General features: G+C 58.8%; 19 protein-coding genes. 10 read left to right on the top strand and 9 right to left on the bottom strand.

All coding sequences use genetic code 11. From position 1 onward, the window contains the following. Positions 1-43: 43 nt before the first annotated feature. The 4 genes from ABDX87_RS18605 to ABDX87_RS18590 are packed head-to-tail and all read left to right on the top strand — an operon-like array spanning position 44 to position 3,930. Complete coding sequence (locus ABDX87_RS18605) at positions 44-1,054, top strand: ABC transporter permease subunit (RefSeq protein ID WP_081565634.1); 1,011 nt, start codon at positions 44-46, stop codon at positions 1,052-1,054. An 11-nt stretch (positions 1,055-1,065) separates the two neighbouring features. Further along, positions 1,066-1,977, top strand: coding sequence for an ABC transporter permease subunit (locus ABDX87_RS18600; protein WP_074756062.1), 912 nt, complete (start codon positions 1,066-1,068; stop codon positions 1,975-1,977). Positions 1,978-1,987: 10 nt separating this feature from the next. After that, positions 1,988-2,956 carry an ABC transporter ATP-binding protein gene (locus tag ABDX87_RS18595; RefSeq protein WP_346829201.1) on the top strand — a complete coding sequence of 323 codons (969 nt, stop codon included), beginning with the start codon at positions 1,988-1,990 and terminating at the stop codon, positions 2,954-2,956. After that, the gene (locus tag ABDX87_RS18590; protein WP_346829200.1) at positions 2,956-3,930 is read left to right on the top strand and encodes a peptide ABC transporter ATP-binding protein; all 975 of its coding nucleotides are present in this window, start codon (positions 2,956-2,958) and stop codon (positions 3,928-3,930) included. Before ABDX87_RS18595 ends, ABDX87_RS18590 begins: the two co-directional genes overlap by 1 nt. 771 nt (positions 3,931-4,701) lie before the next feature. Here ABDX87_RS18590 and ABDX87_RS18585 read toward each other — a convergent pair. The 4 genes from ABDX87_RS18585 to ABDX87_RS18570 all read right to left on the bottom strand — a co-directional run bounded on the left by ABDX87_RS18585 (position 4,702) and on the right by ABDX87_RS18570 (position 10,380). After that, on the bottom strand, positions 4,702-4,833 hold the full coding sequence (locus ABDX87_RS18585; protein WP_346829199.1) for a hypothetical protein: 132 nt from the start codon (positions 4,831-4,833) through the stop codon (positions 4,702-4,704). A gap of 200 nt (positions 4,834-5,033) precedes the next feature. After that, a complete protein-coding gene (locus ABDX87_RS18580) occupies positions 5,034-5,165 on the bottom strand; it encodes a hypothetical protein (RefSeq protein ID WP_346829198.1) in 132 nt (43 codons plus the stop codon). Between the two features lie 217 nt (positions 5,166-5,382). Then, positions 5,383-7,944, bottom strand: coding sequence for a PepSY domain-containing protein (locus ABDX87_RS18575; RefSeq protein WP_431061161.1), 2,562 nt, complete (start codon positions 7,942-7,944; stop codon positions 5,383-5,385). Positions 7,945-8,130: 186 nt separating this feature from the next. After that, positions 8,131-10,380, bottom strand: a complete 2,250-nt coding sequence (locus ABDX87_RS18570; RefSeq protein WP_346829197.1) for a TonB-dependent receptor — start codon at positions 10,378-10,380, stop codon at positions 8,131-8,133. Positions 10,381-10,573: 193 nt separating this feature from the next. Here ABDX87_RS18570 and ABDX87_RS18565 point away from each other — a divergent pair, with 193 nt between their 5' ends. The 5 genes from ABDX87_RS18565 to ABDX87_RS18545 all read left to right on the top strand — a co-directional run bounded on the left by ABDX87_RS18565 (position 10,574) and on the right by ABDX87_RS18545 (position 15,409). Continuing rightward, positions 10,574-11,254 carry a Fe2+-dependent dioxygenase gene (locus ABDX87_RS18565; RefSeq protein ID WP_346829196.1) on the top strand — a complete coding sequence of 227 codons (681 nt, stop codon included), beginning with the start codon at positions 10,574-10,576 and terminating at the stop codon, positions 11,252-11,254. Between the two features lie 3 nt (positions 11,255-11,257). Beyond that, positions 11,258-12,055 (top strand): tetratricopeptide repeat protein, encoded by a 798-nt coding sequence (locus ABDX87_RS18560; RefSeq protein WP_346829195.1) that lies wholly within the window; start codon positions 11,258-11,260, stop codon positions 12,053-12,055. 213 nt (positions 12,056-12,268) lie between these two features. Further along, the gene (locus ABDX87_RS18555; RefSeq protein ID WP_346829194.1) at positions 12,269-13,498 is read left to right on the top strand and encodes an alpha-xenorhabdolysin family binary toxin subunit A; all 1,230 of its coding nucleotides are present in this window, start codon (positions 12,269-12,271) and stop codon (positions 13,496-13,498) included. Positions 13,499-13,516: 18 nt separating this feature from the next. After that, entirely contained in the window at positions 13,517-14,518 is a 1,002-nt protein-coding gene (locus ABDX87_RS18550) for an alpha-xenorhabdolysin family binary toxin subunit B (RefSeq protein ID WP_346829193.1), read from the top strand. 141 nt (positions 14,519-14,659) lie between these two features. Beyond that, positions 14,660-15,409 (top strand): hypothetical protein, encoded by a 750-nt coding sequence (locus tag ABDX87_RS18545; RefSeq protein WP_346829192.1) that lies wholly within the window; start codon positions 14,660-14,662, stop codon positions 15,407-15,409. Positions 15,410-15,469: 60 nt separating this feature from the next. Here ABDX87_RS18545 and ABDX87_RS18540 read toward each other — a convergent pair whose 3' ends face one another. From ABDX87_RS18540 to ABDX87_RS18520, 5 genes are all read right to left on the bottom strand, one after another. Continuing rightward, positions 15,470-16,633, bottom strand: coding sequence for a type III PLP-dependent enzyme (locus tag ABDX87_RS18540; protein ID WP_346829191.1), 1,164 nt, complete (start codon positions 16,631-16,633; stop codon positions 15,470-15,472). Positions 16,634-17,127: 494 nt separating this feature from the next. Then, entirely contained in the window at positions 17,128-18,297 is a 1,170-nt protein-coding gene (locus ABDX87_RS18535) for an osmoprotectant ABC transporter ATP-binding protein OsmV (protein WP_346833558.1), read from the bottom strand. An 11-nt stretch (positions 18,298-18,308) separates the two neighbouring features. Beyond that, positions 18,309-18,962: an ABC transporter permease gene (locus ABDX87_RS18530; protein ID WP_346829190.1), complete on the bottom strand. Its 654-nt coding sequence runs from the start codon at positions 18,960-18,962 to the stop codon at positions 18,309-18,311. Further along, a complete protein-coding gene (locus ABDX87_RS18525) occupies positions 18,959-19,915 on the bottom strand; it encodes a glycine betaine ABC transporter substrate-binding protein (RefSeq protein WP_346829189.1) in 957 nt (318 codons plus the stop codon). Before ABDX87_RS18525 ends, ABDX87_RS18530 begins: the two co-directional genes overlap by 4 nt. 27 nt (positions 19,916-19,942) lie before the next feature. After that, positions 19,943-20,656, bottom strand: coding sequence for an ABC transporter permease (locus ABDX87_RS18520; RefSeq protein WP_346829188.1), 714 nt, complete (start codon positions 20,654-20,656; stop codon positions 19,943-19,945). 334 nt (positions 20,657-20,990) lie between these two features. Between ABDX87_RS18520 and ABDX87_RS18515 the strand changes: the two genes are divergently transcribed. Next, positions 20,991-22,574, top strand: a complete 1,584-nt coding sequence (locus ABDX87_RS18515; RefSeq protein WP_346829187.1) for a peptide chain release factor 3 — start codon at positions 20,991-20,993, stop codon at positions 22,572-22,574. Positions 22,575-22,953 lie beyond the last annotated feature (379 nt).

The raw sequence follows: 22,953 nt of genomic DNA, 5'->3' as shown, positions 1-22,953 counted from the left end.
CCCGCCGGTACACGCCTAACCGGCAGATGAGGTACACGAGAAGATGTTTAGTTTTATCGCTCGCCGAGTGGGGTTGCTAATACCCACCTTCTTCGGCATCACCTTGCTGACCTTCGCATTGATTCGCCTGATCCCGGGCGACCCGGTCGAAGTGATGATGGGTGAACGCCGGGTCGATCCGGAAATGCACGCCCAAGCCATGGAACGTCTTGGCCTGAACAAACCCCTTTATGCGCAATACATCGACTACGTCGGCAAGCTCGCCCATGGCGACCTCGGCGAATCGCTGCGAACGCGCACGAGCGTGTGGACCGAATTCACCTCGCTGTTCCCGGCAACACTGGAACTGTCGATTGCGGCGCTGATATTCGCTGGCATCCTCGGCCTTCTGGCCGGTGTCATTGCAGCCCTCAGGCGAGGGTCCCTGTTCGACCATGGCGTGATGGGTATTTCGCTCGCGGGATACTCGATGCCGATCTTCTGGTGGGGCCTGATCCTGATCATGTTCTTCTCGGTATCGCTGGGCTGGACCCCGGTATCGGGTCGTATCGACCTCTTGTACGACATTCCGCCTAAAACCGGCTTCATGCTGATCGACACCTTGCTCAGCGATGAAGAAGGCTCGTTCATCGACGCGCTGCGTCACCTGATTCTGCCGGCCATCGTGCTGGGCACCATCCCGCTGGCGGTGATCGCCCGGATGACCCGCTCCTCGATGCTCGAAGTCCTGCGTGAAGACTACGTGCGCACTGCACGGGCCAAAGGCCTGTCGCCCGCTCGCGTGGTGTTCGTCCACGGCCTGCGCAACGCCCTGATTCCGGTCCTGACCGTGTTCGGCCTGCAAGTGGGCACATTGCTCGCCGGCGCCGTACTGACCGAAACGATCTTCTCCTGGCCGGGTATCGGCAAATGGCTGATCGAAGCCATTGGCGCACGTGACTACCCTGTCGTGCAGAACGGCATCCTGCTAATCGCCTGCCTGGTGATTCTGGTCAACTTCGTGGTGGACATCCTCTACGGCTTTGCCAACCCACGCATTCGTCACCAGCGCTGAGATCACTTTTTATGAGCACACCTACTCCTGTAGTAGCAGTCGATCAAAGCCTGCTCTACCCGTCCGTATACAAAGAGTTCTGGCAGCATTTCGCCAAGAACAAAGGCGCAGTGGCCGGTCTGGCATTCATGCTGCTGATCGTTTTCTGTGCCATCTTCGCCCCGTGGGTCGCGCCGCATGACCCGAGCGAACAATACCGCGACTTCCTGCTGACCCCGCCGGTCTGGCTCGAAGGCGGCCAATGGCAGTTCGTGCTGGGCACCGATGAATTGGGCCGCGACCTGCTGTCGCGTCTGATCCAGGGTTCGCGCCTGTCGCTGCTGATCGGTCTGTCGTCGGTGGTGATGTCGTTGATTCCAGGGATCCTCATGGGTCTGCTGGCCGGTTTCTTCCCGAAAATCCTCGGCCCGACCATCATGCGCCTGATGGACATCATGCTCGCGCTGCCTTCGCTGCTGCTGGCTGTGGCCATCGTCGCAATCCTCGGCCCTGGCCTGATCAACACCGTGATCGCCATCGCGATCGTGTCCTTGCCGTCCTATGTGCGCCTGACCCGCGCAGCCGTCATGGGCGAACTGAACCGCGACTACGTGACCGCTGCCCGTCTGGCTGGCGCCACGCTGCCCCGCCTGATGTTCATCACCGTGCTGCCGAACTGCATGGCGCCGCTGATCGTTCAGGCCACTCTGAGTTTCTCCTCGGCGATTCTCGACGCTGCGGCGTTGGGCTTCCTGGGTCTGGGTGTACAACCGCCAACGCCTGAGTGGGGCACCATGCTCGCTTCGGCCCGCGACTACATCGAACGCGCCTGGTGGGTGGTGAGCCTGCCTGGTCTGACCATTTTGCTCAGCGTGCTGGCAATCAACCTGATGGGCGACGGCCTGCGCGATGCGCTGGACCCGAAACTCAAGAACGCCGCCTGAGGACGTCCGAATGCCACTTTTAGAAATAAAAAACCTCAACGTTCGCTTCGGCGACGCCACCGCCACGCCGGTCGTCGATGGCCTGGACCTGGCCGTGGACAAGGGTGAAGTGCTGGCAATCGTCGGCGAATCGGGCTCGGGTAAATCCGTGACCATGATGGCGCTGATGGGCCTGATCGATCACCCCGGCATCGTCACCGCCGACTCCCTGATCTTCGACGGCAAGGACATGCTCAAGCTCAACCCGCGTCAGCGTCGCCAGATCGTCGGCAAGGACTTGTCGATGGTCTTCCAGGACCCGATGACCGCGTTGAACCCAAGCTACACCGTGGGTTTCCAGATCAAGGAAGTCCTCAAGCAGCACCTCGGCCTGTCGGGCAAAGCCGCTCACCAGCGCGCGCTGGAATTGCTGCAGAAGGTTGAAATCCCGGGCGCCGCACAGCGTCTGGACGCCTACCCGCACCAACTCTCCGGCGGTATGAGCCAGCGTGTCGCGATCGCCATGGCCATTGCCGGCGAGCCGAAACTGCTGATCGCCGACGAACCGACCACCGCACTGGACGTGACCATTCAGGCCCAAATCATGGACCTGCTGCTGGCCTTGCAGAAAGAGCAGGACATGGCGCTGGTGCTCATTACCCACGACCTCGCGGTCGTAGCGGAAACCGCTCAGCGCGTCTGCGTGATGTACGCCGGCCAAGCAGTGGAAGTCGGTCAGGTTCCAGGCCTGTTCAACGTCCCTGCGCATCCGTACAGCGAAGCCCTGCTGGCGGCGATTCCCGAGCACAGCATGGGCGCTGAGCGACTGTCGACACTGCCGGGGATCGTTCCCGGTCGTTACGACCGTCCGAGCGGCTGCCTGCTGTCGCCGCGCTGCCCTTACGTTCAAGAAAAATGCCGCCAGCAGCGCCCTGCTCTGGACCCTAAAGCCCACAGCATCGTGCGCTGCTTCTATCCGCTGAATCAGGAGGTGGCGTAATGAGCGAAATCGTACTGACCGCCCGTGACCTCACCCGTCACTACGATGTATCCCGTGGTTTGTTCAAACCTCACGCCACCGTGCGCGCACTCAACGGTGTGTCGTTCGAACTGGAAGCCGGCAAGACCCTGGCGGTCGTCGGTGAGTCTGGCTGCGGCAAATCCACCCTCGCCCGCGCGCTGACCCTGATCGAGGAGCCGTCGTCGGGCTCGCTGAAAATCGCTGGCCAGGAAGTAACCGGCGCCACCAAGGCACAACGCAAGCAACTGCGCAAAGACGTGCAGATGGTGTTCCAGAGCCCGTATGCGTCGCTGAACCCTCGCCAGAAGATCGGTGATCAACTGGGCGAACCGCTTCTGATCAACACCAGCCTGTCGGCGGCCGAACGTCGCGAGAAAGTGCAGGCCATGATGAAGCAGGTCGGTCTGCGTCCTGAGCACTATCAGCGCTATCCGCACATGTTCTCCGGTGGTCAGCGTCAGCGTATCGCGCTGGCCCGCGCGATGATGCTGCAACCGAAAGTGCTGGTGGCGGACGAACCGACCTCGGCGCTGGACGTGTCGATCCAGGCGCAGGTGTTGAACCTGTTCATGGATCTGCAGCAGGAGTTCAACACCGGCTATGTGTTCATTTCGCACAACCTGGCGGTGGTACGTCATGTCGCCGACACGGTGTTGGTGATGTACCTGGGCCGTCCGGCGGAAATGGGTCCGAAGGAGGAGATTTATAACCGTCCTCTGCACCCGTACACGCAGGCGTTGCTGTCGGCCACGCCGACGATTCACCCGGATCCGTCGAAGCCGAAGATCAAGATCGTGGGTGAATTGCCTAACCCGCTGAACCCGCCATCGGGTTGCGCGTTCCACAAGCGTTGCCCGTATGCGACAGAGCGTTGCAGTGCGGAGATTCCAGAACTGCGGACGGTGGATAACCGTCAGGTGGCGTGTCATTACGCGGAGCAGTTTGTGGCGTGATGTGTCGCTGATTGCTGAGTGAAGAAAGGCCGTTGCGTGTGAGCGTGAACGGCCTTTTTTTATGGCTGGGGGTTTGGGAACGATCAGTAAGAGCAGAATTGATGACAGCCCTGTGATGATCGTTACCACGCTCTGCGTGGGAATGCCTGTCAGGACGCTCTGCGTCCACCTTGACGCAGAGCGTCAATCACCGCATTACCACGCGGAGCGTGGGAACGATCAGTATCAAGCGGTTTCGGAGCTGCCGCACGGCTGCAGGTTGATGACGGACCTGTGGGAGACGTCGGAGGTTACGACGGCAGCGAATGCGTTGTGCCATCCGCCAATGAAGGCACTGACCTACCGCGTTCGCGGCCGTCGTGACCTCCGACTGCTCCCACAACAACAGCGATACCGCCCGCGCTCGAGTCAGTAAACGTCCCGCCGATACCGTCCCTGCTCGATCAGCGCTTGTACGCCTTCCTCACCGATCAAGGCTTTGATCGTTCCGACGCTCTGCGTGGGAATGCCTGTCAGGACGCTCTGCGTCCACCTTGACGCAGAGCGTCAATCACCGCATTACCACGCGGAGCGTGGGAACGATCAGTATCAAGCGGTTTCGGAGCTGCCGCACGGCTGCAGGTTAATGACGGACCTGTGGGAGACGTCGGAGGTTACGACGGCAGCGAATGCGTTGTGCCATCCGCCAATGAAGGCACTGACCTACCGCGTTCGCGGCCGTCGTAACCTCCGACTGCTCCCACAGCCACAGCGATACCGCCCGCGCTCGAGTCAGTAAACGTCCCGCCCCTGCTCGATCAGCGCTTGTACGCATTCTTCACCGATGATAATCGTTCCCACGCTCTGCGCGGGAATGCCTGTCAGGACGCTCTGCGTCCAGCGTTGACGCAGAGCGTCAATCACTCTGTTACCACGCGGAGCAAAGCGGTTTTTGGGCTGCCGCACGGCTGCAGGTTAATGACGGATCTGTGGGAGACGTCGGAGGTTACGACGGCAGCGAATGCGTCGTGCCATACGCCAATGAAGGCACTAACCTACCGCGTTCGCGGCCGTCGTAACCTCCGACTGCTCCCACAACCACAGCGATACCGCCCGCGCTCGAGTCAGTAAACGTCCCGCCCCTGCTCGATCAGCGCTTGTACGGTTTCTTCACCGATGATGATCGTTCCCACGCTCTGCGCGGGAATGCCTGTCAGGACGCTCTGCGTCCAGCGTTGACGCAGAGCGTCAATCACCGCATTACCACGCGGAGCGTGGGAACGATCAGTATCAAGCGGTTTCGGAGCTGCCGCACGGCTGCAGGTTGATGACGGACCTGTGGGAGACGTCGGAGGTTACGACGGCAGCGAATGCGTTGTGCCATCCGCCAATGAAGGCACTGACCTACCGCGTTCGCGGCCGTCGTAACCTCCGACTGCTCCCACAGCCACAGCGATACCGCCCGCGCTCGAGTCAGTAAACGTCCCGGCGAAAGCGCCCCTGCTCGATCAGCGCTTGTACGCCTTCCTCACCGATCAAGGCTTTCAATGTTTCATCGACCCCCGCTGCCATCCCTTCCAGGCTGCCGCAGATATAAATGACCGCGCCGTCCGCCAGCCAACGATGCAACTCATCGGCGGCCTCACGCAGGCGATCCTGCACGTAAATTTTCTCGGCCTGATCGCGAGAGAAAGCCAGATCCATCCTCGCCAGATCACCACGCGCCAGCCAGCCCTTCAACTCATCACCACAATGGAAATCGTGTGCGACGTTGCGCTCGCCGAACAGCAGCCAGTTACGCTGTTCGCCCTGAGCAACTCGCGCTTTGAGCAAACTGCGTAACCCCGCCAAACCTGTGCCGTTACCGATGAGGATCATCGGCGCTGGCTCGCTCGGCAGGTGGAAACTGCTGTTGCGGCGAACCCGCAGGCTGATCGAAGCGCCCACTACCGCGTGCTCGGTCAGCCAGCCGGAGCCCAGGCCAAGACTGCCATCCGGATGCAGCTCCTGACGCACGATCAATTGCAACGAACCGTCCTCGGGAATCGACGCAATCGAATATTCACGCATCGCCAGCGGCACCAACGCGTCGACCAGCGCCTGCGCATGCAGGCCGACCAGATGGCTGCGATTAGCCGGCAACTGACGAGCAGTCAGGGCTTGGCCAAGCGTTTCATTCAAGCCGTCGACCTTGACCTGCGTGCCGGCCGCGATGCCCAATCCAGCCAGGAAATGCTCGACGGCGGATGGCGCATTACGTGGCAACACCTCGACCAAATCCCCGGCCTCCCAGCGCGTCCCGGTGTCCGACGTCAGCCCCAGCAAAAACACCTTCGAGCCCACGCTCCCCGGGTTGAGCAAGTCGCGCTGGCTCAGCGTCCAGCTCTCGTAATCCGGCGCCGTCCACGCCACCGCCGGCGTCGAGCCCGTGAGTTCACCGAGCTGTTGCTGCCAGTGTTGCAATGCGGTGCTGTCGCCGCTGTCCACCTCAACCGGTGCAAACAAGGTGCTGCCGCCGCGCTCGGCGAGCCAGCCATGCAGCCGCTGGGCGAAACCGCAGAAATGTTGATACTGCCGGTCACCCAGCCCCAGCACGGCGTAATTGAGGTTTTCCAGCGACAACGGCCGCCCCAGCAGCTTGCGCTCGAAACCACGGGCGCTGTCCGGTGCTTCGCCATCACCGAAGGTACTGACGACAAATAGCGCATTGCGGCTCTGGTTCAGGTCCTGCTCGGTCATGTCTGACAGACGCTGCACACGCACCGGCAATCCCGCCGATTGCAGCTGCCCGGCCGTCTGCCAGGCCAGTTGCTCGGCGAACCCGCTCTGGCTGGCGAAGCCGATGAGCCACGCCGGCCCCTGGCTGTCATTGCGACTCTGGCTAGCTGACACTTCGCCACGCGCAGCGCGGACTTCACGCTTCTTGCGACGGCGATCCAGGTAGAGCAGCCAGCCAGTGATGAAAAACAGCGGCATCAGCAGCGCCGCGACCGTGACCACGATGCGGCCGGGAAGTCCCCAGTAGCTGCCGGTGTGCAACGAGTAGTTACTGACCAACAGTTGCGCGCCGTAGCTTTTATCCGCGTAGCGGGAAACGGCCTTGAGCTGCCCGCTGGAAGGATCGAGGGTGATCTGGTTCAGCGCACGTGGATGGGGCGCGTCCTTGAGCACATAAAAAACGGTCGCCATTTGCCCCGGTCCCTGCGGCATGCGCAGGTTGTAGGCTTTGAGATCGGGGCCCGCGGTTTTCTGGATCGTGTCTGCGATCGCCGCGTAATCCGCCGCTGCGCTCTGAACGGGTGCAGCGTCTCTCGGGCCAGGCGCCGGGCGCGGGCCGCCACCACGCCGCTGTTCGCCGGCCACGGGCGGATCGCCAATCAACTTGGTCACGCCGTTGTTGAACCAGTCGTAAGACCACATCAAGCCGGTGACGGCCAGCAACAGATAGACGATCAGGCACCAAGTGCCAAACACCGAATGCAGATCCCAATTGAAACTGCGTCCCTTCTTCGCCCAGTCCAGCGTCAGCCACACGCGCCAGTTCAGCGCCTGACGCGGCCAGCGCAGGTACAAACCCGACAGGCAGAAGAACAGCAGAATCAGCGTACAGGCCGCCGTCACTTGCTTGCCATATTCACCCGCCGCCAGAAAGCGATGCAGGTTCAGAATGAAGCCAAAGAAGTCCTGCCCCACCGCGTCTTCGGTGAACGCGCCGGTGTAGGGATTGAAGTTGTGCATCTCGCCACGACGCTGGCCCGGTGCCGGCTGAAACCAGACCTGAGCGATCCGGTTGCTGCCCGGCTCGATGCGGAACATGGACACTTTATCGTGGGCCTGAGCCTCGACCCTGGTGACCATTTCAGCCAGCGATAGATAAGCCCCCTGCGGTTGCACGAACAGCGTCTCGGGGTTGAGCGCATCGACGATTTCGTCCTCGAACGAATACAGCGCGCCCGTGATGCCCATCAAGGCCAACACCAGACCGGCGGTGATTCCGAAGAACCAATGCACTTGAAACAGGACTTTCTTCAACACCCTCGATCACCTCGATAACCCTTCGCGACGCGCATTATGCGCACAAACAGCAGTTATTCTCATCCGTATATGATTCTGTATTCGGTATCAGGTCAGATACACCCTAGGCGTGGTCGCACCTGACCGCCCTTCATACAAAAAGCCCCACTCACCAAAGCAAGCGGGGCTCAGTCGTTGCACGTGCGGTTAGAAGTGGAAGCTGGCGCTCATAAGCGCAGTACGGCCAGCGGCCATGTGCGCATAGTGAGTAGTGAACACCTGATCGTAGTAACGCTTGTCGGTCAGGTTCTGCACGTTAAGTTGCAGGTCGACATTCTTGGTCAATGCATAGGTCGCCATAGCGTCGTAACGCCAGTAAGACGGTACTTCTACCGAATTGGCCTCGTTGCCAAAGCGCGAATCGACAAAGGTTGCACCGCCGCCGACTGTCAGCTTGGGCATCAGCTCGTAGGTGGACCAGAAGTTGAAGTTGTTACGCGGAGTGCTCGGCATGTGGTTGCCTTCATCGGCGGCACTACTGGCCTTGACGATTTCGCTCTCCATGTATGTGTAACCACCGTACACCTTCCACTTGCTGGTGATGTTGCCGCTGTAGGTCAACTCAAGACCGTCGACGCGCTGCTCACCATCAAGCACCTGGAAGGTCGCGTTGTCAGGATCGGTGATTCGGGCATTGGTCTTTTCGGTACGGAATAGGGCTGCGGTCAGCGACAAGTTGTCGTCGAAGAAGTCCCACTTGGTGCCGATCTCATAGTTGCGGTTCTTTTCTGGGTCAAGATCGGTGTTGTTCGCAGCCAGTTCCAGACCACCGTTACCACTGGTTTCACCCGATGGGTTGCTAGATGTCGACCAGGCCGCATAGATGCTGCCGTTAGGCAAAGGCTTGTAGGTCAGGCCGACCTGATAGTTCCAGAGCTGGCTGGTGTTCTCACGTTTGAACGTTCCGGCCACCGACCCACGTCCACCAGTACTGTACCCGCTCGACGTCACGTCGTAATCGTCATAGCGCAAGCCCAGGTTCAACGACCACTGATCATTGAATTTCAAGGTATCGAACACGTACGCCGCGCTGGTCTTGGTGTCGGTATCCGTGTACGCCAGGCTGTCGGTGATGGTGCCGTTCCAGGCGTCTTTTGGCGTCGGGTCGTAGAGACTCGTGCAGTCACCGGACCTCAACAAGGCCGCGTTACAGGTTGAACCAATGGTGCCGCCCGTGGCGCTCAGCACGTTGTAGCCACGGTTGTGCGTGTCCTGATACGAGAACTCGATCCCGGTGACCAGGCTGTGCTCGACAAAACCGGTGTTGAATTTCGCCTGAAGGTCGGTCTGGTTGACGAAGCCGCTGGAGGTGGAGTTACGGCTTTTGGCCGAACGCGACACCAGCCCATTGGCAACGTTGCCACGGCTGTCATCCGGGTTGGTAACGATGTAGTCCAGCGTCGAACGCGACATGCGGAAGCTGTTGGAAAGCGTCAAGCTGTCGTTCAGATCATGCTCGACCCGGAACGTGCCGCTGTCGTTCACGCTCTTGCGATAGTCGCGGTCGGTCAGGCCGTAAAAGTTGTTCTCATTGACGTGAGCCGGTTTGTCGACGACGTATTTGCTGCGACCGGTGGTGTTGGTCAGCGGAATGCCGTAGTCAGGCATGTCATCGGTGGTCAGATGGTAGTAATCCACTTTCACGCGGGTATCGGTGCCCAGACCGAAGGCGAAGGACGGCGCGAAGCCCCAACGGCTCACATCAACGTCGTTACGCCCCGCCACATTGGCATCGTGCTTCATCAGGTTGAGGCGTACCGCGGAGGTATCGGTCATTTGCTGGTTGACGTCCAGCGTGTAGCGCTGGGTCTGGTCAGAACCGAAGGTGTAACCGCCATTGTAGGAATCACCCAGATGAGCGCCCTTGGTGACCAGGTTCAGGCTGCCACCGGTAGAACCGGCGCCCGTGAACGCGGAGCCCGGGCCCTTGCTCACCTCAACGGACTCAACGTTGAAAATCTCGCGGCTTTGAGCAGCCACATCACGCATGCCATCGATGAACACGTCGCTTTCGGCGTTGAAGCCTCGAATAATCGGGCGGTCTGCGTTCGGATTGCCACCCTCGCCTGCGCCGAATGTGATGCCGGGGGTCGTGCGCAATGCATCGGCGAGACTGGTAGCCGCTGTATCGCGAATCACTTGTTGTGGAATCACCGTGACGCTTTTTGGCGTCTCACGCAGCGGAGCGGTGTACTTCTTCGAAGCGGACTCTTCAGTCTTGTAACCGGTGTCCTGCTCACCATCGATGGTAGTGGCCCCGAGGTTCAGCGCTTTGTCCTGCGTGGTCTCGGCGGCTTGAGCCATATGGGCGGCAGACATTGCTGCAATGGCGACGCCCACTGCGCCTGCGATCGAGCGCTGAGACGATACGGATGTTGGTTGTGATTGGCGCGACATTTTCCTTCCCCAAGGAATACTGAGGCCGCGGAATATAGTTGGGAATCATTTGTATTCGCATAAAACTTACATTCTTTACATTTTCCCTTTACGTCTTTTTCACACTCGTCCGTCTACGCGCGCCCGCAGGGTTTTACACAGCCAATAAGAATCACTACCATTCGCTACCTTTTCGATTCTGAGTGGCGACGCCATGCTCCTACACATCCCAGGCCTGTTTACCCGTGAGGAAGTGCAGCGCATCCGCGAGGCCCTGGAGCAGACCGAGTGGGCGGACGGCAAGATCACCGCCGGTCATCAGTCGGCGAAAGCCAAACACAACCTGCAACTGCCCGAAGGTCATCCTCTGGCCAAAGAGATTGGCACGGCGATGCTTGAGCGGCTGTGGCACAACCCGTTGTTCATGTCGGCCGCGCTGCCACACAAAGTGTTTCCACCCTTGGTGAACTGTTACACCGGCGGCGGCAGTTTCGACTTTCACATCGACAACGCGGTGCGTCAGGCCAAGGGCGGTGTCGAGCGCGTCCGGACTGACCTGTCCTCGACGTTGTTCTTCAGCGACCCGGACGAATACGATGGCGGCGAGCTGGTGATTCAGGACACTTTCGGCACCCGACAGGTCAAGCTGCCTGCGGGTGACCTGCTCCTCTACCCCGCCACCAGCCTGCACAAGGTCAATGCCGTGACGCGCGGCGCACGCTACGCCTCGTTTTTCTGGACTCAAAGCCTGGTGCGCGACGACGGCCATCGCACGCTGTTGTTCGAGATGGATACCGCGATTCAGCAACTGAGCCGCGACGTGCCCGATCATCCGTCGCTTATTCAACTCACCGGCACCTATCACAACCTGCTGCGCCAGTGGGTCGAGGTCTGATTGATGAGCTGGAATCTGCGACGTCAGGAAGTCCTCAATGGCGAACAGCTGCGCGCGATGCTGCAGGACAATCCTGCAAGCGCGGCGCGTGCGATCCTCATCGCTGCTCAGGAGAACATGCCCGACGCGCAAGCCTTGCTCGGGCAGATCCTGCTCGATGGCACCGGCATTGAGCAGGACGCCGCGCTGGCTCTGACCTGGTTCCAGATCGCTGCCCGCAGCGGCCACGCCATGGCGATCAACATGGCAGGACGTTGCCATGAGCACGGCTGGGGTTGTGAACCCGACGCCGCCAAGGCGGCCGAGTACTATCGGCAGGCGGCCGAAGCAGAACTCGATTGGGGCTTTTACAACTACGGGAACTTGCTGGCGACCGGTCGCGGCGTGAACAAGGATCAAGCGCGGGCGCTCGCCTGTTATCGCAAGGCCGCACAGATGGGTCATGCGAAATCGATGAATCTTCTGGGGCGTTACCTGGAGGAAGGCCTGCACTGTGAGCAGAATGTGCCCGCGGCGCAGGACTGGTACCGACGCTCCGCAGAAGGTGGCGATTTCCGCGGCCAGTTCAGCCACGCGTCCGTTCTGGCCGAGCAAGGACATATTGAAGAGGCCATCACCTGGTTTCGGAACGCGTTACGCATCGGCAACCTCAATTTTCTGCGGGTGAGCCGTGAGACGCTGATGTCGGCCGTTCAACCGGAAATCCGTGCGCTGGCCATCGATTATTACCAACGGGCGTCGATGCTGGGTGACAAGCAGGATCAGAAGGCCCTGAAAGAAGTCTTGAAGAACAGAACATGACCGATACACGGGCTGTTACTTTTCCGCAGGCCAGCCCACTCGCGGGGAAAAGTACTGGCACAGTAAAACAGTGAAATATCCAGACCAGACTCTACGTTTGACACATTTCCACCCCCGCCCTACTCTTCTTAATAACAACTAAACAGTTGTTATATCGCATGTTTTATATCAAGCCAGGAAGGCTTGTTAATTACTCAGACAGGATAGCTGAAGATGAACACCTCCACCCAACCCGACGTCATAGAAGAGACCATCACGGCGTCAGAGACGCTGATGCACGCTTCTTTGGGAACGTTGGAAAACAGTGTCCGCCCCAAAGGTTTGATTCTCACAAAAGATCAGATCATTGATCTCCATCGTTATGAAAAGAAAGCCCTCAACCTGCCCACCGAGATCAGCAAGGTTATTGCTTACCTGGGTTATAGCAGCGAGACCATCGCAGGCCCGGGATTGGCGCCTGCCGATTTCGCTCGCTGCTTTACTGTGGTTCGCAATCACGCACTGCGCTGGAACCCGCTGCAACAACGCGTAAAAAACGTGAGCGGTGAACTCAAAGTCTTTGCCGCGCAAATGCTGACGTACGGCGATTCTATACAAAGCGTTATTTCCGACATTAAAAGCGCACAGACATTGCGGCAGCTGGGCATCAAGACGCTGGAAGATTTAAAGCGTGTTCAGATCGAGATGGGCGACGCGTTTCCGGGCATTGAGTTCGATGCAGACGACGCCGACGCAGCGATCGATTTCGGGCACCTTCTGGACAGGATCATTACCAAGGTTGCCGATCACGAAGCCCGCACCAACCAGTTGAAGGACGATTTGGCGAGCTACGGCGACGACTTGTCGAATGAGGTTCGTCCTGCGATTGCGCTTCAATTGGTGGCCATCGAAAACTCGCCACTCAAGGCAAACATCGTAAGACTTCAGAAAGAAATCGATGACCTGAATAAGGAAATCGACGAAAAGAGTGCCGCGTACAAGAAAACCGTCATGTCGTCGCTGGAATCTGCGGCCGGTCTGAACGTCGTAGGCCTGGGCATGGCGATCTATTTCGGCGTCGAGGCGGAAAAAATCCGCAAAGAGCGGAACGAGCTCAAAGTAAAGCGCGACCAGAAGATCAATGAAATGTACGAGATGGACATTATTCTCGGTCGTTTGGGCTATATCAAAGCCGATTTGCAAGATCTGGAAATGCTGACCATCGAAGCAGATTGTGCCACCAAAAACCTGATCACACTCTGGAACAAGCTTCATACCTACGCCCTGCAATCCAGAGAAGAGTCGGAACGCATCGATGATGCCATGCGCGCCACTCTATTTGTGTACCACTTCGAGCAAGTTGTCGCTCCTTGGAAGTTGATCGCGGAAGAAGCCGATCAACTGTTGAGCGTCTTCGCCGAGGCGGACGCAGAAATGGGCAAAGACTTAAAAAAATCTTATTAATTAATCAGTGATTCAATCATGACTATTTATAACATCCACAGTGAAATAGAATTCTCTCATCCCGACGCCTCGATTCTGGACAACAGCTTGGCGCAGATGATCAAACTGGACGCGACTGCGCGGTATGCCTTCGGTGTTACCTCTTTTCTTCCAGGCGTTCAGACCAAGTGGGAAAAACTGCACAAGACGGCTTCCCTGGGCCGCGCAAATATCCGGAGCCAGACGGAGACCGTGATCATCCACCTGACCAAGTCGCTGAAGCAGCTTAATAAACTGCGCGGTGAATACCCGAAGTTGACGGATGGCGAGGATCAAGACGATAACCTGCACATCCGAGAGCTTGAATTAAGTACGGTCGTGAAAAAATACAAAGACTACCTGGCCCAACTGCAAAAACAGATGTCCGAGCTACGGGGACTCACGCTGAACACCGAACAGCTCATCGCCTATACACCGGACCTGAAAGCGGAAGCTCAGGGCTTCGATGACGAAATCACGGCGATCGACACCCGCATGGCCACCCTCGAAATCGACCGTAAGACGTTGACCGACGGCATGCTGCCGCTGGAAAAAACCGGGTTTACCGATATCGCCAAAGACGCATTGCTGTCGGCGGAAAGCGTGAACAACCTGGGTGTGAGTCCGCCAGAAGCAGAGCTGGTGAAACTCGCCATTGCGCACATGCAAAAGGTGCTGGAAGGCATTGGCCGAAACCTCAACTACCTCGAAATGTACAAGGAGCGGGAACGCGTCATTGCCAGGATTAAAGTCGAGGCAGAGGCACGTGGTCGCGTAGAAGCAAAGCAAACGGAAGCCGGGCACAAAATCGTGCTGGTCGACTCGGTTCTCAACCTGTATGCCGAGTACACCTCAGTCACCCAGGAACTGGTAAAAGTTGAGCACTCCGTCGAGCAATTCGATCGGTTGGTCTCGAACGAAAATGCAGAACATGACGACAAGGAAACCCGTTTCGTTAACGCGGCGCAGTCGCTGATCAGCTACTTAGAGACGGTGCGTTAACGCCCGCTCATGCTCCGGACAATGGCGGCTCAAGAGCCGTCATTGTTGTCGGTGTACATGGAAGACCCCACCATGCAAGACGCACTCATTTCTTCCCGTCACTTCGACACCCTCAACCACTATCACGCAACGCTGGTTCAATTGCCGCAACAAGCGGATCGGATAAAAAAACGGCTGGGTATCGGTGCTGACCCGCGTTTTTTGACGGTTTATCAACCTGCACTCAACCAGACGCTTTGGCTCGCGAGTAACCGTCTGGCACAGTGGCCGGACCTCTCTGTGATCTACCCTCGCGCTTTCCATGAACAGCAACGGGTGAATGCGGATATCCGGCAATTCAGTGCAATCTTTGAAGCCACGCTCGCGTCCATGCCTGCCGCACAACGTCGTGACTATCTTTCAAAGCTGGATTTACGTCAGTTACCGTTTCTGCTGGAGGGCAAGCTGCTGGTGCTCAGGGCTGGTCCCGCCTGGCCATTCGCGCAGCAGATGAAAGCCATGGTGTCGCAGACCCTCATGGCGTTTCACACAGGCGCAGGAATCGTCAATCAGCTGCACCAGAACAATCGGGAAATCCTGCCGCGTTTCATGGATTTCATGCGCGGCGCGCTTGAAACGTATGTCCGCCACAACAAGCCTGGCCAAAACGAAGGCGATGCGAATACCGCTGCCGTCAACGAAGAGATCAACCAGATGGGCCAACAGCAGCAGACGCTGATTCAAACCACCGAGCAACTGAGCGAGGGTTTCAATCGTTTGGTAAACGCGCAGAGCGTTGCCTTGACTGAGTTCAGGACGCTTCAGTCCACCGTCTCCAGTGCCGATTTCCAGCTGATGGTTGAACTTGCCATTCCGTCTCTGAACGAGGCTGAACAAACGGCGAGGCAGTGATATTCCAGACACAAAAAAGCCCGCGATCACTCGCGGGCTCTTTGCGTCACGGCATCACGCTTAGATGTAGAAGGACTTCAGCGGCGGAAAGCCGTTGAACTCTACGGCGCTGTAGCTGGTGGTGTACGCACCGGTGGACAGCCAGTACAGGCGGTCGCCGATGGCCAGGTTCAGCGGCAGGCCGTACTTGTAGTTCTCGTACATGATGTCGGCGCTGTCGCAGGTTGGACCGGCGATCACGACCTCTTCAACTTCGCCTTTCTTCTCGGTCCAGATCGGGAACTTGATGGCTTCGTCCATGGTTTCGATCAGGCCGGAGAACTTGCCCACGTCGGTGTACACCCAACGCTCGACCGCAGTACGCGATTTGCGCGCAACCAGCACCACTTCGCTGACCAGAATACCGGCGTTGGCGATCAACGAACGGCCCGGCTCCAGAATGATTTCCGGCAGGTCATCACCGAAGTCTTCTTTCAGGAAGCGGATGATTTCTTCAGCGTAGGTTTCCAGGCTGTTGGTACGGGTGATGTAGTTGGCCGGGAAGCCGCCACCCATGTTGATCAGCTTGAGTTCGATGCCGTCTTCTTCTTTCAGACGCTCAAAGATCACCTTCACTTTGGCAATCGCGGCGTCCCACACGCTGATATCGCGCTGTTGCGAACCGACGTGGAACGAGATGCCGTAAGGCACCAGACCCAGGTCACGGGCCAGGATCAGCAGGTCCATGGCCATGTCGGTCTGGCAACCGAATTTGCGCGACAAAGGCCAGTCAGCCGTCGTCGAGCCTTCGGTGAGGATACGCACGTAGACTTTCGAGCCCGGGGCGGCCTTGGCGATGTTACGCAGGTCGGCTTCGGAGTCGGTCGCGTACAGGCGAACGCCCTTCTCGTAGAAGTAGCGAATGTCCTTGGACTTCTTGATGGTGTTGCCGTAGCTGATGCGATCCGGGCCAACGCCACGGCCCATCACCTTGTCCAGCTCGTAGATCGAGGCGATGTCGAAGCTCGAACCTTTCTCTTTCAGAAGGTCGATGATTTCGACGGCCGGGTTGGCCTTGACCGCGTAGTAAACCTTGGCGAATTCGAAACCGGCGCGCAGGTCGTCATAGGCCTGGCTGATCATTGCGGTGTCGATGAGCACGAACGGGGTTTCTTGCTTGTCGGCAAACGCCTTCATTTTTTCGAAGGTGCTTTTCTCGAAATAGTCTTCGACCTGAATCGACATGCGGGGGACTCCTGTTGGCAAACGGTAAAAAACAATGGGTGTGAGGGCCTTGCCCTCTTGAACGTCCTCCGTATCCCCACTTTGGTTCGCCTACTTCCCAAGGCATGTCGCCGAAAGCAAAAAGGCCATGGGACGCGGGTTCCCTTGGCCTTGCTGTCTCGTCGTCAGTACTTGAGCCGGATGGATCGTTTCCAGCATGGACGTTCGGCGCGAACTTTAGGACCTGAGGGGTTCAAGATCAACAAAAAATGTCGCTTTTCTGCCCGTTTTTGCCAGACGGGCATTCGCGTCTGTTTCATCACCCTGTATTAACCGACCGATGTGACAGGACGATGTTCCCGTGGATCAGGATAGGCGTTCTATCAGAGACGCACATTTCTGTGGGAGTGAGCTTGCTCACGAAGAGGCCAGTACATCCGAATCAGATGTATAGGTCTGACAACCAGCCTTCGTGAGCAAGCTCACTCCCACAGGGCCCGCTTTCTTCCGTCAGTTCAAACCGATGCCACCTGCTCCGCCACTTCTGCCGGCGAAACGATGCTGGTCTTCTTGCCCCGTGACTGCCCCGAACTCAGGTAGGCCGCAATCGACTCTTGCGTCACTTCACCCAGGAACACGTTCTCGGCGTCCAGCACCGGCAGCCATGAACGGTTGAACTCGTACATGCGCGACAGCAGGATGCGCAGGTGTTCGTCGTAGGCGGCGGTGGCGTTGAACGGGCGCAGGTATTGTTCGCACGTACCGCTCTGGCGGTGCAGGTCGCGGCGGCGTACATAACCCATGGCCTTGTTATTGCCGTCGGTGACCACCACGTAGCGGCGGTCCTGTTCGTCCATGATCTCCAGCGCATCGGCGACCGGGGTTTCCGGGCTGACGGACGGTGCGTTGTCCGCCGCATCTTCGGCCTTGACCAGCAGCAGGCGCTTGAGGGTACTGTCCTGACCGACGAAGCTGCTGACGAAGTCGTCCGCAGGATGCGCCAGCAAGGTGTCCGGGTGATCGATCTGCAGCAGTTTGCCCGCGCGGAAGATCGCGATCTTGTCGCCCAGCTTGATCGCCTCGTCGATGTCGTGGCTGACCATGATCACGGTCTTGTTCAGCGCGCGCTGCATCTCGAAAAACTCGTTCTGGATCATCTCGCGGTTGATCGGGTCGACGGCACCGAACGGCTCGTCCATCAGCAGCAACGGCGCGTCGGCCGCCAGCGCACGGATCACGCCGATCCGCTGTTGCTGACCACCCGACAGTTCACGCGGATAGCGATGCAGGTACTGCTTGGGTTCGAGCTTGATCATGCTCATCAATTCACGGGCGCGGTCGTGGCACTTCTGCTTGTCCCAGCCCAGCAGCTTGGGCACGACCACGATGTTTTCTTCGATGGTCATGTTGGGGAACAGACCGATCTGCTGGATCACGTAACCGATGTTGCGGCGCAACGTCACTTCATCGAGCTGAGTGGTGTCTTCGCCGTTGATCAGCACCTTGCCGGAGGTTGGCATGATGAGGCGGTTGATCATTTTCAGCGTCGTACTCTTGCCGCAGCCCGACGGGCCGAGGAACACGCAGATCTCGCCTTCGTTGACGGTCAGGCTCACGGAATCGACAGCCTTCACTTCCTTGCCGTTGCTCTGGAAGGTTTTGGAGAGGTTTTGAAGTTCGATCATGGTTTTGACAGTCATTTGAGCAATCCTTTTGGAGTCAGCGAGCGTTGCAGCCATTGCAGAAGCAGGTCAGCGAAGATGGCCAGAACACTGACCAGCACGGCGCCGACAATGAGCATCGACATGTCGCTGCGGCTGATGGAAGCGAGGATGAGTACGCCAAGGCCACCGGCACCGATGGTGGCGGCGATGGTCATGACGCCGATGTTCATGACCACGGCGGTGCGGACACCGGCGAGAATCACGGGCACGGCAATCGGCAGTTCGACCATGCGCAGGCGCTGGCCGAAGGTCATGCCGATGCCCTTCGCGGCTTCGCGAATGCCCGGCTCGACGCCGGTCAGCGCCAGGTAGGTGTTGCGCATGATCGGCAGCAGTGAATAAAGGAACACCGCCGTGATCGCCGGCATCGGCCCCAGGCCCTGACCGAACTTGGAGTAGAACGGCAGCAGCAGGCCAAACAAGGCAATCGACGGGATGGTCAGCAGCACCGTGGCGCTGGCCTGCAACGGGCCGGCGAGGGTCGGGAAGCGGGTCATCAGCACGCCCAGCGGCACGCCGACCACAATGGCCAGGGTGACTGCGATGCCGACGAGGGTGATGTGTTGCACGGTCAGATGAAAGACCTGATTCCAGTCCAGATGAGAGAAAGCGCTCAGGAAGCTCATAGTTTCTTCTCCTGCTGCTCTACGGGCGTCTGTTTGATCGGCACGCTCTCGGCGGACGGGTTGATCGGGTGCGTGCGCAGGAAGTCAGCCGCCACGACAGTAGGACTTTCGTGATCAACGTCCACGCGCGCGTTCAGATCGATCATCGTCTGGTTATCCAGCAAGGCCGCCAGCGGCTTGAGTTGCTCGGCCAGTTGCGGGTGCTTGTCCAGGTATTCCTTGCGGATCACCGGCGCTGCGGTGTAGTCCGGGAAGTAGTGTTTGTCGTCGTCCAGCACCTTGAGTTTGAAGGCGTTCAGGCGACCGTCGGTGGTGTAGACGAGCCCGGCGAACACCTGACCGTTGCGCAGCGCGGTGTACACGAGACCGGCGTCCATCTGACGCGTGTTTTCACGGCTCAGGTTCATATCGTAGTGCTTGACCATGCCCACCAGCCCGTCGGAGCGGTTGGCGAACTCGGTGTCGAGGGCAACGATGTGCCCCTTCTTGGCCTCATCCTTGAGCACCGTCGTCAGTTCGGAGACATTGTTGATCTGCGGGTACTGTCGAGCGATTTTGTCGGGCAGCGCCAGCGCGTAGGTGTTGTTGAACTTCGAGGGCGAGAGCCAGACCAGGCCTTTCTTCGCGTCGAGCTCTTTCACCCTTTGATAGGTCTGTTCGCTGTCGAGTTTTTCGTCGACGTGGTTGTAAGCCACGAGCGAAACCCCGGTGTATTCCCAGAGCATGTCGAGCTGGCCGCCTTCCTGCGCACTGCGCGCCAGGTTACTGCCCAGGCCGCCGGTGATCTGGACCTGATACCCCTTGTCCCGCAGGTATTGCGCAGTCAGCTCGGCGAGGATGGTCTGCTCGGTGAAGACCCGCGCGCCAATGCGCAAGACAGGCATTTCGGCCGCTTGGACGAATCCTGCCAACAGCAGGCCAGCGCCCACTATTAATGTGCATAACTTCTTCATTCAAATTCCTTTCACTGAGCGGGCTGCTTAACGAGCCAGGCCACGTTCAAGCCAGAGACGACTCGCCAATGTCACGGCGCCGTCGAGCAACAGGGCGAGCAACGCGGTACACGCGGCGCCCAGGACGAGTTGCGGCTGATTGTTCAGGGCGATACCGGGGAAGATCAGGCTGCCAAGGCTATTGGCGCCGATCAGGAAGGCGAGCGGCGCGGTGCCGACGTTGATCGCCAGCGCGACCCGCACGCCGCCGATGATGATCGGCACGGCATTGGGCAGCTCGACGCGCCACAGCACCTGACGCGGTGTCATGCCAATGCCGGTGGCGGCTTCTTTAAGGGAACCCTGAACGTTTTTCAGGCCTTCGTACGTGTTGCGCACGATGGGCAACAGCGAGGCGAGGAACAAAGCGAAGATGGCAGGTCCGCTGCCAATACCCAGGACACCCAGAGCAATGGCCAGAACCGCAAGAGGAGGAACGGTGTTACCGATGTTGAAGATCTGCATGAAGCGTTCGGCGCGGCCAACCATGTTCGGTCGGCTCAGAACAATGCCGGTCGGGATTCCGACCACCAGTGCCGCCAGCATCGATGCCAGCACGAGCATCACGTGAGCTTGCAGATAAAAAAGCAGATCGTCCTGATACTGCCTGATGGTACTGATGCCGATCCATTGGACCAGCAGGGCCAGGAGTGCAATGACAATCACACCTCCCAATAGCCCCTTGCCATAGCGATTAGCCACGGGCGGACTCCTTATTTCAGTCGGCGAACGCATCGCGCGTAACTGGCCTTTTCAGGCAGCGTGCGAGCGTTCGCGAAGAGCAGCGGGTGGGGTCGCCGGAAAGGGTTGAACCTCGGCGAAAACACAAGCCATGAGCGCAGCTTCGTCAAGCTAACTTGCTGATTTTGCAGCCCCTGCAACGTGTCGTTACGGGGGAATGGACGTCTCCGTGGTCTGAAAGGTTCCCACGGTGGACACTATTTAGCCACCCTTTATCGACTGAACGGTTCGGTTATTGCCGTTGTTTAGGCTATAATCCCGGCCCTTTTTTGAATCACCTCTCGGGCGATTTCCCATGACCAGACAGGCCGCCGAAGTCGCGAAACGCCGCACTTTCGCCATCATTTCCCACCCGGATGCGGGTAAGACGACCATCACCGAAAAGCTGTTGCTGATGGGCAAGGCCATTGCCGTCGCCGGTACGGTGAAGTCGCGCAAATCCGACCGCCATGCCACCTCCGACTGGATGGAGATGGAAAAGCAGCGTGGTATTTCCATCACCACGTCGGTCATGCAGTTCCCGTATCGTGAACACATGATCAACCTGCTCGACACCCCGGGCCACGAAGACTTCTCCGAAGACACCTATCGCACCCTGACTGCGGTGGACTCGGCACTGATGGTGCTCGACGGCGGTAAGGGCGTAGAGCCGCGGACCATTGCGCTGATGGACGTCTGCCGTCTGCGTGACACGCCGATCGTCAGCTTCATCAACAAGCTGGACCGCGACATTCGTGACCCGATCGAATTGCTCGACGAAATCGAAGCAGTCCTGAAGATCAAAGCCGCACCGATCACCTGGCCAATCGGTTGCTACCGCGACTTCAAGGGCGTGTATCACCTGGCCGATGACTACATCATCGTCTACACCGCCGGTCACGGTCATGAGCGCACCGAAACCAAGATCATCCAGAAGCTGGACTCCGACGAAGCCCGCGCCCATCTGGGTGACGAGTACGACCGTTTCGTCGAGCAGCTTGAGCTGGTGCAGGGCGCCTGCCACACCTTCGATCAGCAGGAGTTCCTCGACGGTCAGCTGACCCCGGTGTTCTTCGGTACTGCACTCGGCAACTTCGGCGTCGATCACGTGCTGGACGCGGTCGTCGACTGGGCGCCGCTACCGCTGCCACGGGTCGCCAACGAGCGCACCGTCGAGCCGGTCGAAGAGAAATTCTCGGGCTTCGTGTTCAAGATCCAGGCGAACATGGACCCCAAACACCGCGACCGTATCGCGTTCATGCGCATCTGCTCGGGCAAGTACGACAAGGGCATGAAAATGCGCCACGTCCGCACCGGCAAGGACGTCCGCATCGGTGACGCGCTGACGTTCTTCTCCAGCGAGCGTGAACAGCTGGAAGAAGCCTACGCCGGCGACATCATCGGTCTGCACAACCACGGCACGATCCAGATCGGCGACACCTTCACCGAAGGCGAAGCGCTGGGCTTCACCGGTATTCCGCACTTCGCGCCGGAACTGTTCCGTCGCGTCCGCCTGAAGGACCCGCTGAAATCCAAGCAATTGCGTCAGGGCCTGCAACAGCTGGCCGAAGAGGGCGCCACGCAGGTGTTCTTCCCGACCCGCAGCAACGACATCATCCTCGGCGCCGTCGGTGTGCTGCAGTTCGATGTGGTCGCCAGTCGCTTGAAGGAGGAGTACAAGGTCGAATGCGCCTACGAGCCGATCACCGTGTGGTCAGCCCGCTGGATCGACAGCAGCGACAAGAAGAAACTCGAGGAATTCGAGAACAAGGCCGTGGAAAACCTGGCACTGGACGGCGGCGGTCACCTGACCTACCTGGCGCCCACTCGGGTCAACCTGGCCTTGATGGAAGAGCGCTGGCCAGACATCAACTTCCGTGCGACGCGTGAGCATCACTAAGGCGTCATAAGGGTTCGCCGCAGATCGCGGCGAACATAAAACCTGTGGGAGTGAGCTTGCTCACGAATGCTGAGTTTCAGCCGCAGAATATTTTGCGGATGTACCGGCCTATTCGTGAGCGAGCTCACTCCCACAGTGGTTTGTGGCGCTCAATTGTTCAGCGTCAGACACAAACCCTGTAGGAGCGCGCTTGCCGGCGAAGCTTGAGCACAGACGACAGATCTGCGTCGGATGTACCGGCCATTCGCGGGCAAGCGCGCTCCTACAACGTAATGCGGTGTTGCCTGATCTATAGCCAAACCCAAATCCTGTCTTGATCGTTCCCACGCTCCGCGTGGGCATGCAAACCGTGACGCTCCGCGTCACCCTGCTGCGGACG

The organism is Pseudomonas abietaniphila (genome assembly GCF_039697315.1).
In the GTDB taxonomy this organism is placed as follows: Bacteria; Pseudomonadota; Gammaproteobacteria; order Pseudomonadales; family Pseudomonadaceae; genus Aquipseudomonas; species Aquipseudomonas abietaniphila_B.
This window is presented reverse-complemented; position numbering and strand designations above follow the sequence as displayed.

Excerpts from the sequence above, each read along its gene's own strand:
- ABDX87_RS18600 (WP_074756062.1), top strand. The coding sequence starts at position 1,066 with ATGAGCACACCTACTCCTGTAGTAGCAGTCGATCAAAGCCTGCTCTAC.
- ABDX87_RS18530 (WP_346829190.1), bottom strand. The coding sequence starts at position 18,962 with ATGAGCTTCCTGAGCGCTTTCTCTCATCTGGACTGGAATCAGGTCTTT.
- ABDX87_RS18565 (WP_346829196.1), top strand. The coding sequence starts at position 10,574 with ATGCTCCTACACATCCCAGGCCTGTTTACCCGTGAGGAAGTGCAGCGC.
- ABDX87_RS18515 (WP_346829187.1), top strand. The coding sequence starts at position 20,991 with ATGACCAGACAGGCCGCCGAAGTCGCGAAACGCCGCACTTTCGCCATC.
- ABDX87_RS18590 (WP_346829200.1), top strand. The coding sequence starts at position 2,956 with ATGAGCGAAATCGTACTGACCGCCCGTGACCTCACCCGTCACTACGAT.
- ABDX87_RS18560 (WP_346829195.1), top strand. The coding sequence starts at position 11,258 with ATGAGCTGGAATCTGCGACGTCAGGAAGTCCTCAATGGCGAACAGCTG.
- ABDX87_RS18550 (WP_346829193.1), top strand. The coding sequence starts at position 13,517 with ATGACTATTTATAACATCCACAGTGAAATAGAATTCTCTCATCCCGAC.
- ABDX87_RS18605 (WP_081565634.1), top strand. The coding sequence starts at position 44 with ATGTTTAGTTTTATCGCTCGCCGAGTGGGGTTGCTAATACCCACCTTC.
- ABDX87_RS18535 (WP_346833558.1), bottom strand. The coding sequence starts at position 18,297 with ATGATCGAACTTCAAAACCTCTCCAAAACCTTCCAGAGCAACGGCAAG.
- ABDX87_RS18555 (WP_346829194.1), top strand. The coding sequence starts at position 12,269 with ATGAACACCTCCACCCAACCCGACGTCATAGAAGAGACCATCACGGCG.
- ABDX87_RS18570 (WP_346829197.1), bottom strand. The coding sequence starts at position 10,380 with ATGTCGCGCCAATCACAACCAACATCCGTATCGTCTCAGCGCTCGATC.
- ABDX87_RS18540 (WP_346829191.1), bottom strand. The coding sequence starts at position 16,633 with ATGTCGATTCAGGTCGAAGACTATTTCGAGAAAAGCACCTTCGAAAAA.
- ABDX87_RS18595 (WP_346829201.1), top strand. The coding sequence starts at position 1,988 with ATGCCACTTTTAGAAATAAAAAACCTCAACGTTCGCTTCGGCGACGCC.
- ABDX87_RS18525 (WP_346829189.1), bottom strand. The coding sequence starts at position 19,915 with ATGAAGAAGTTATGCACATTAATAGTGGGCGCTGGCCTGCTGTTGGCA.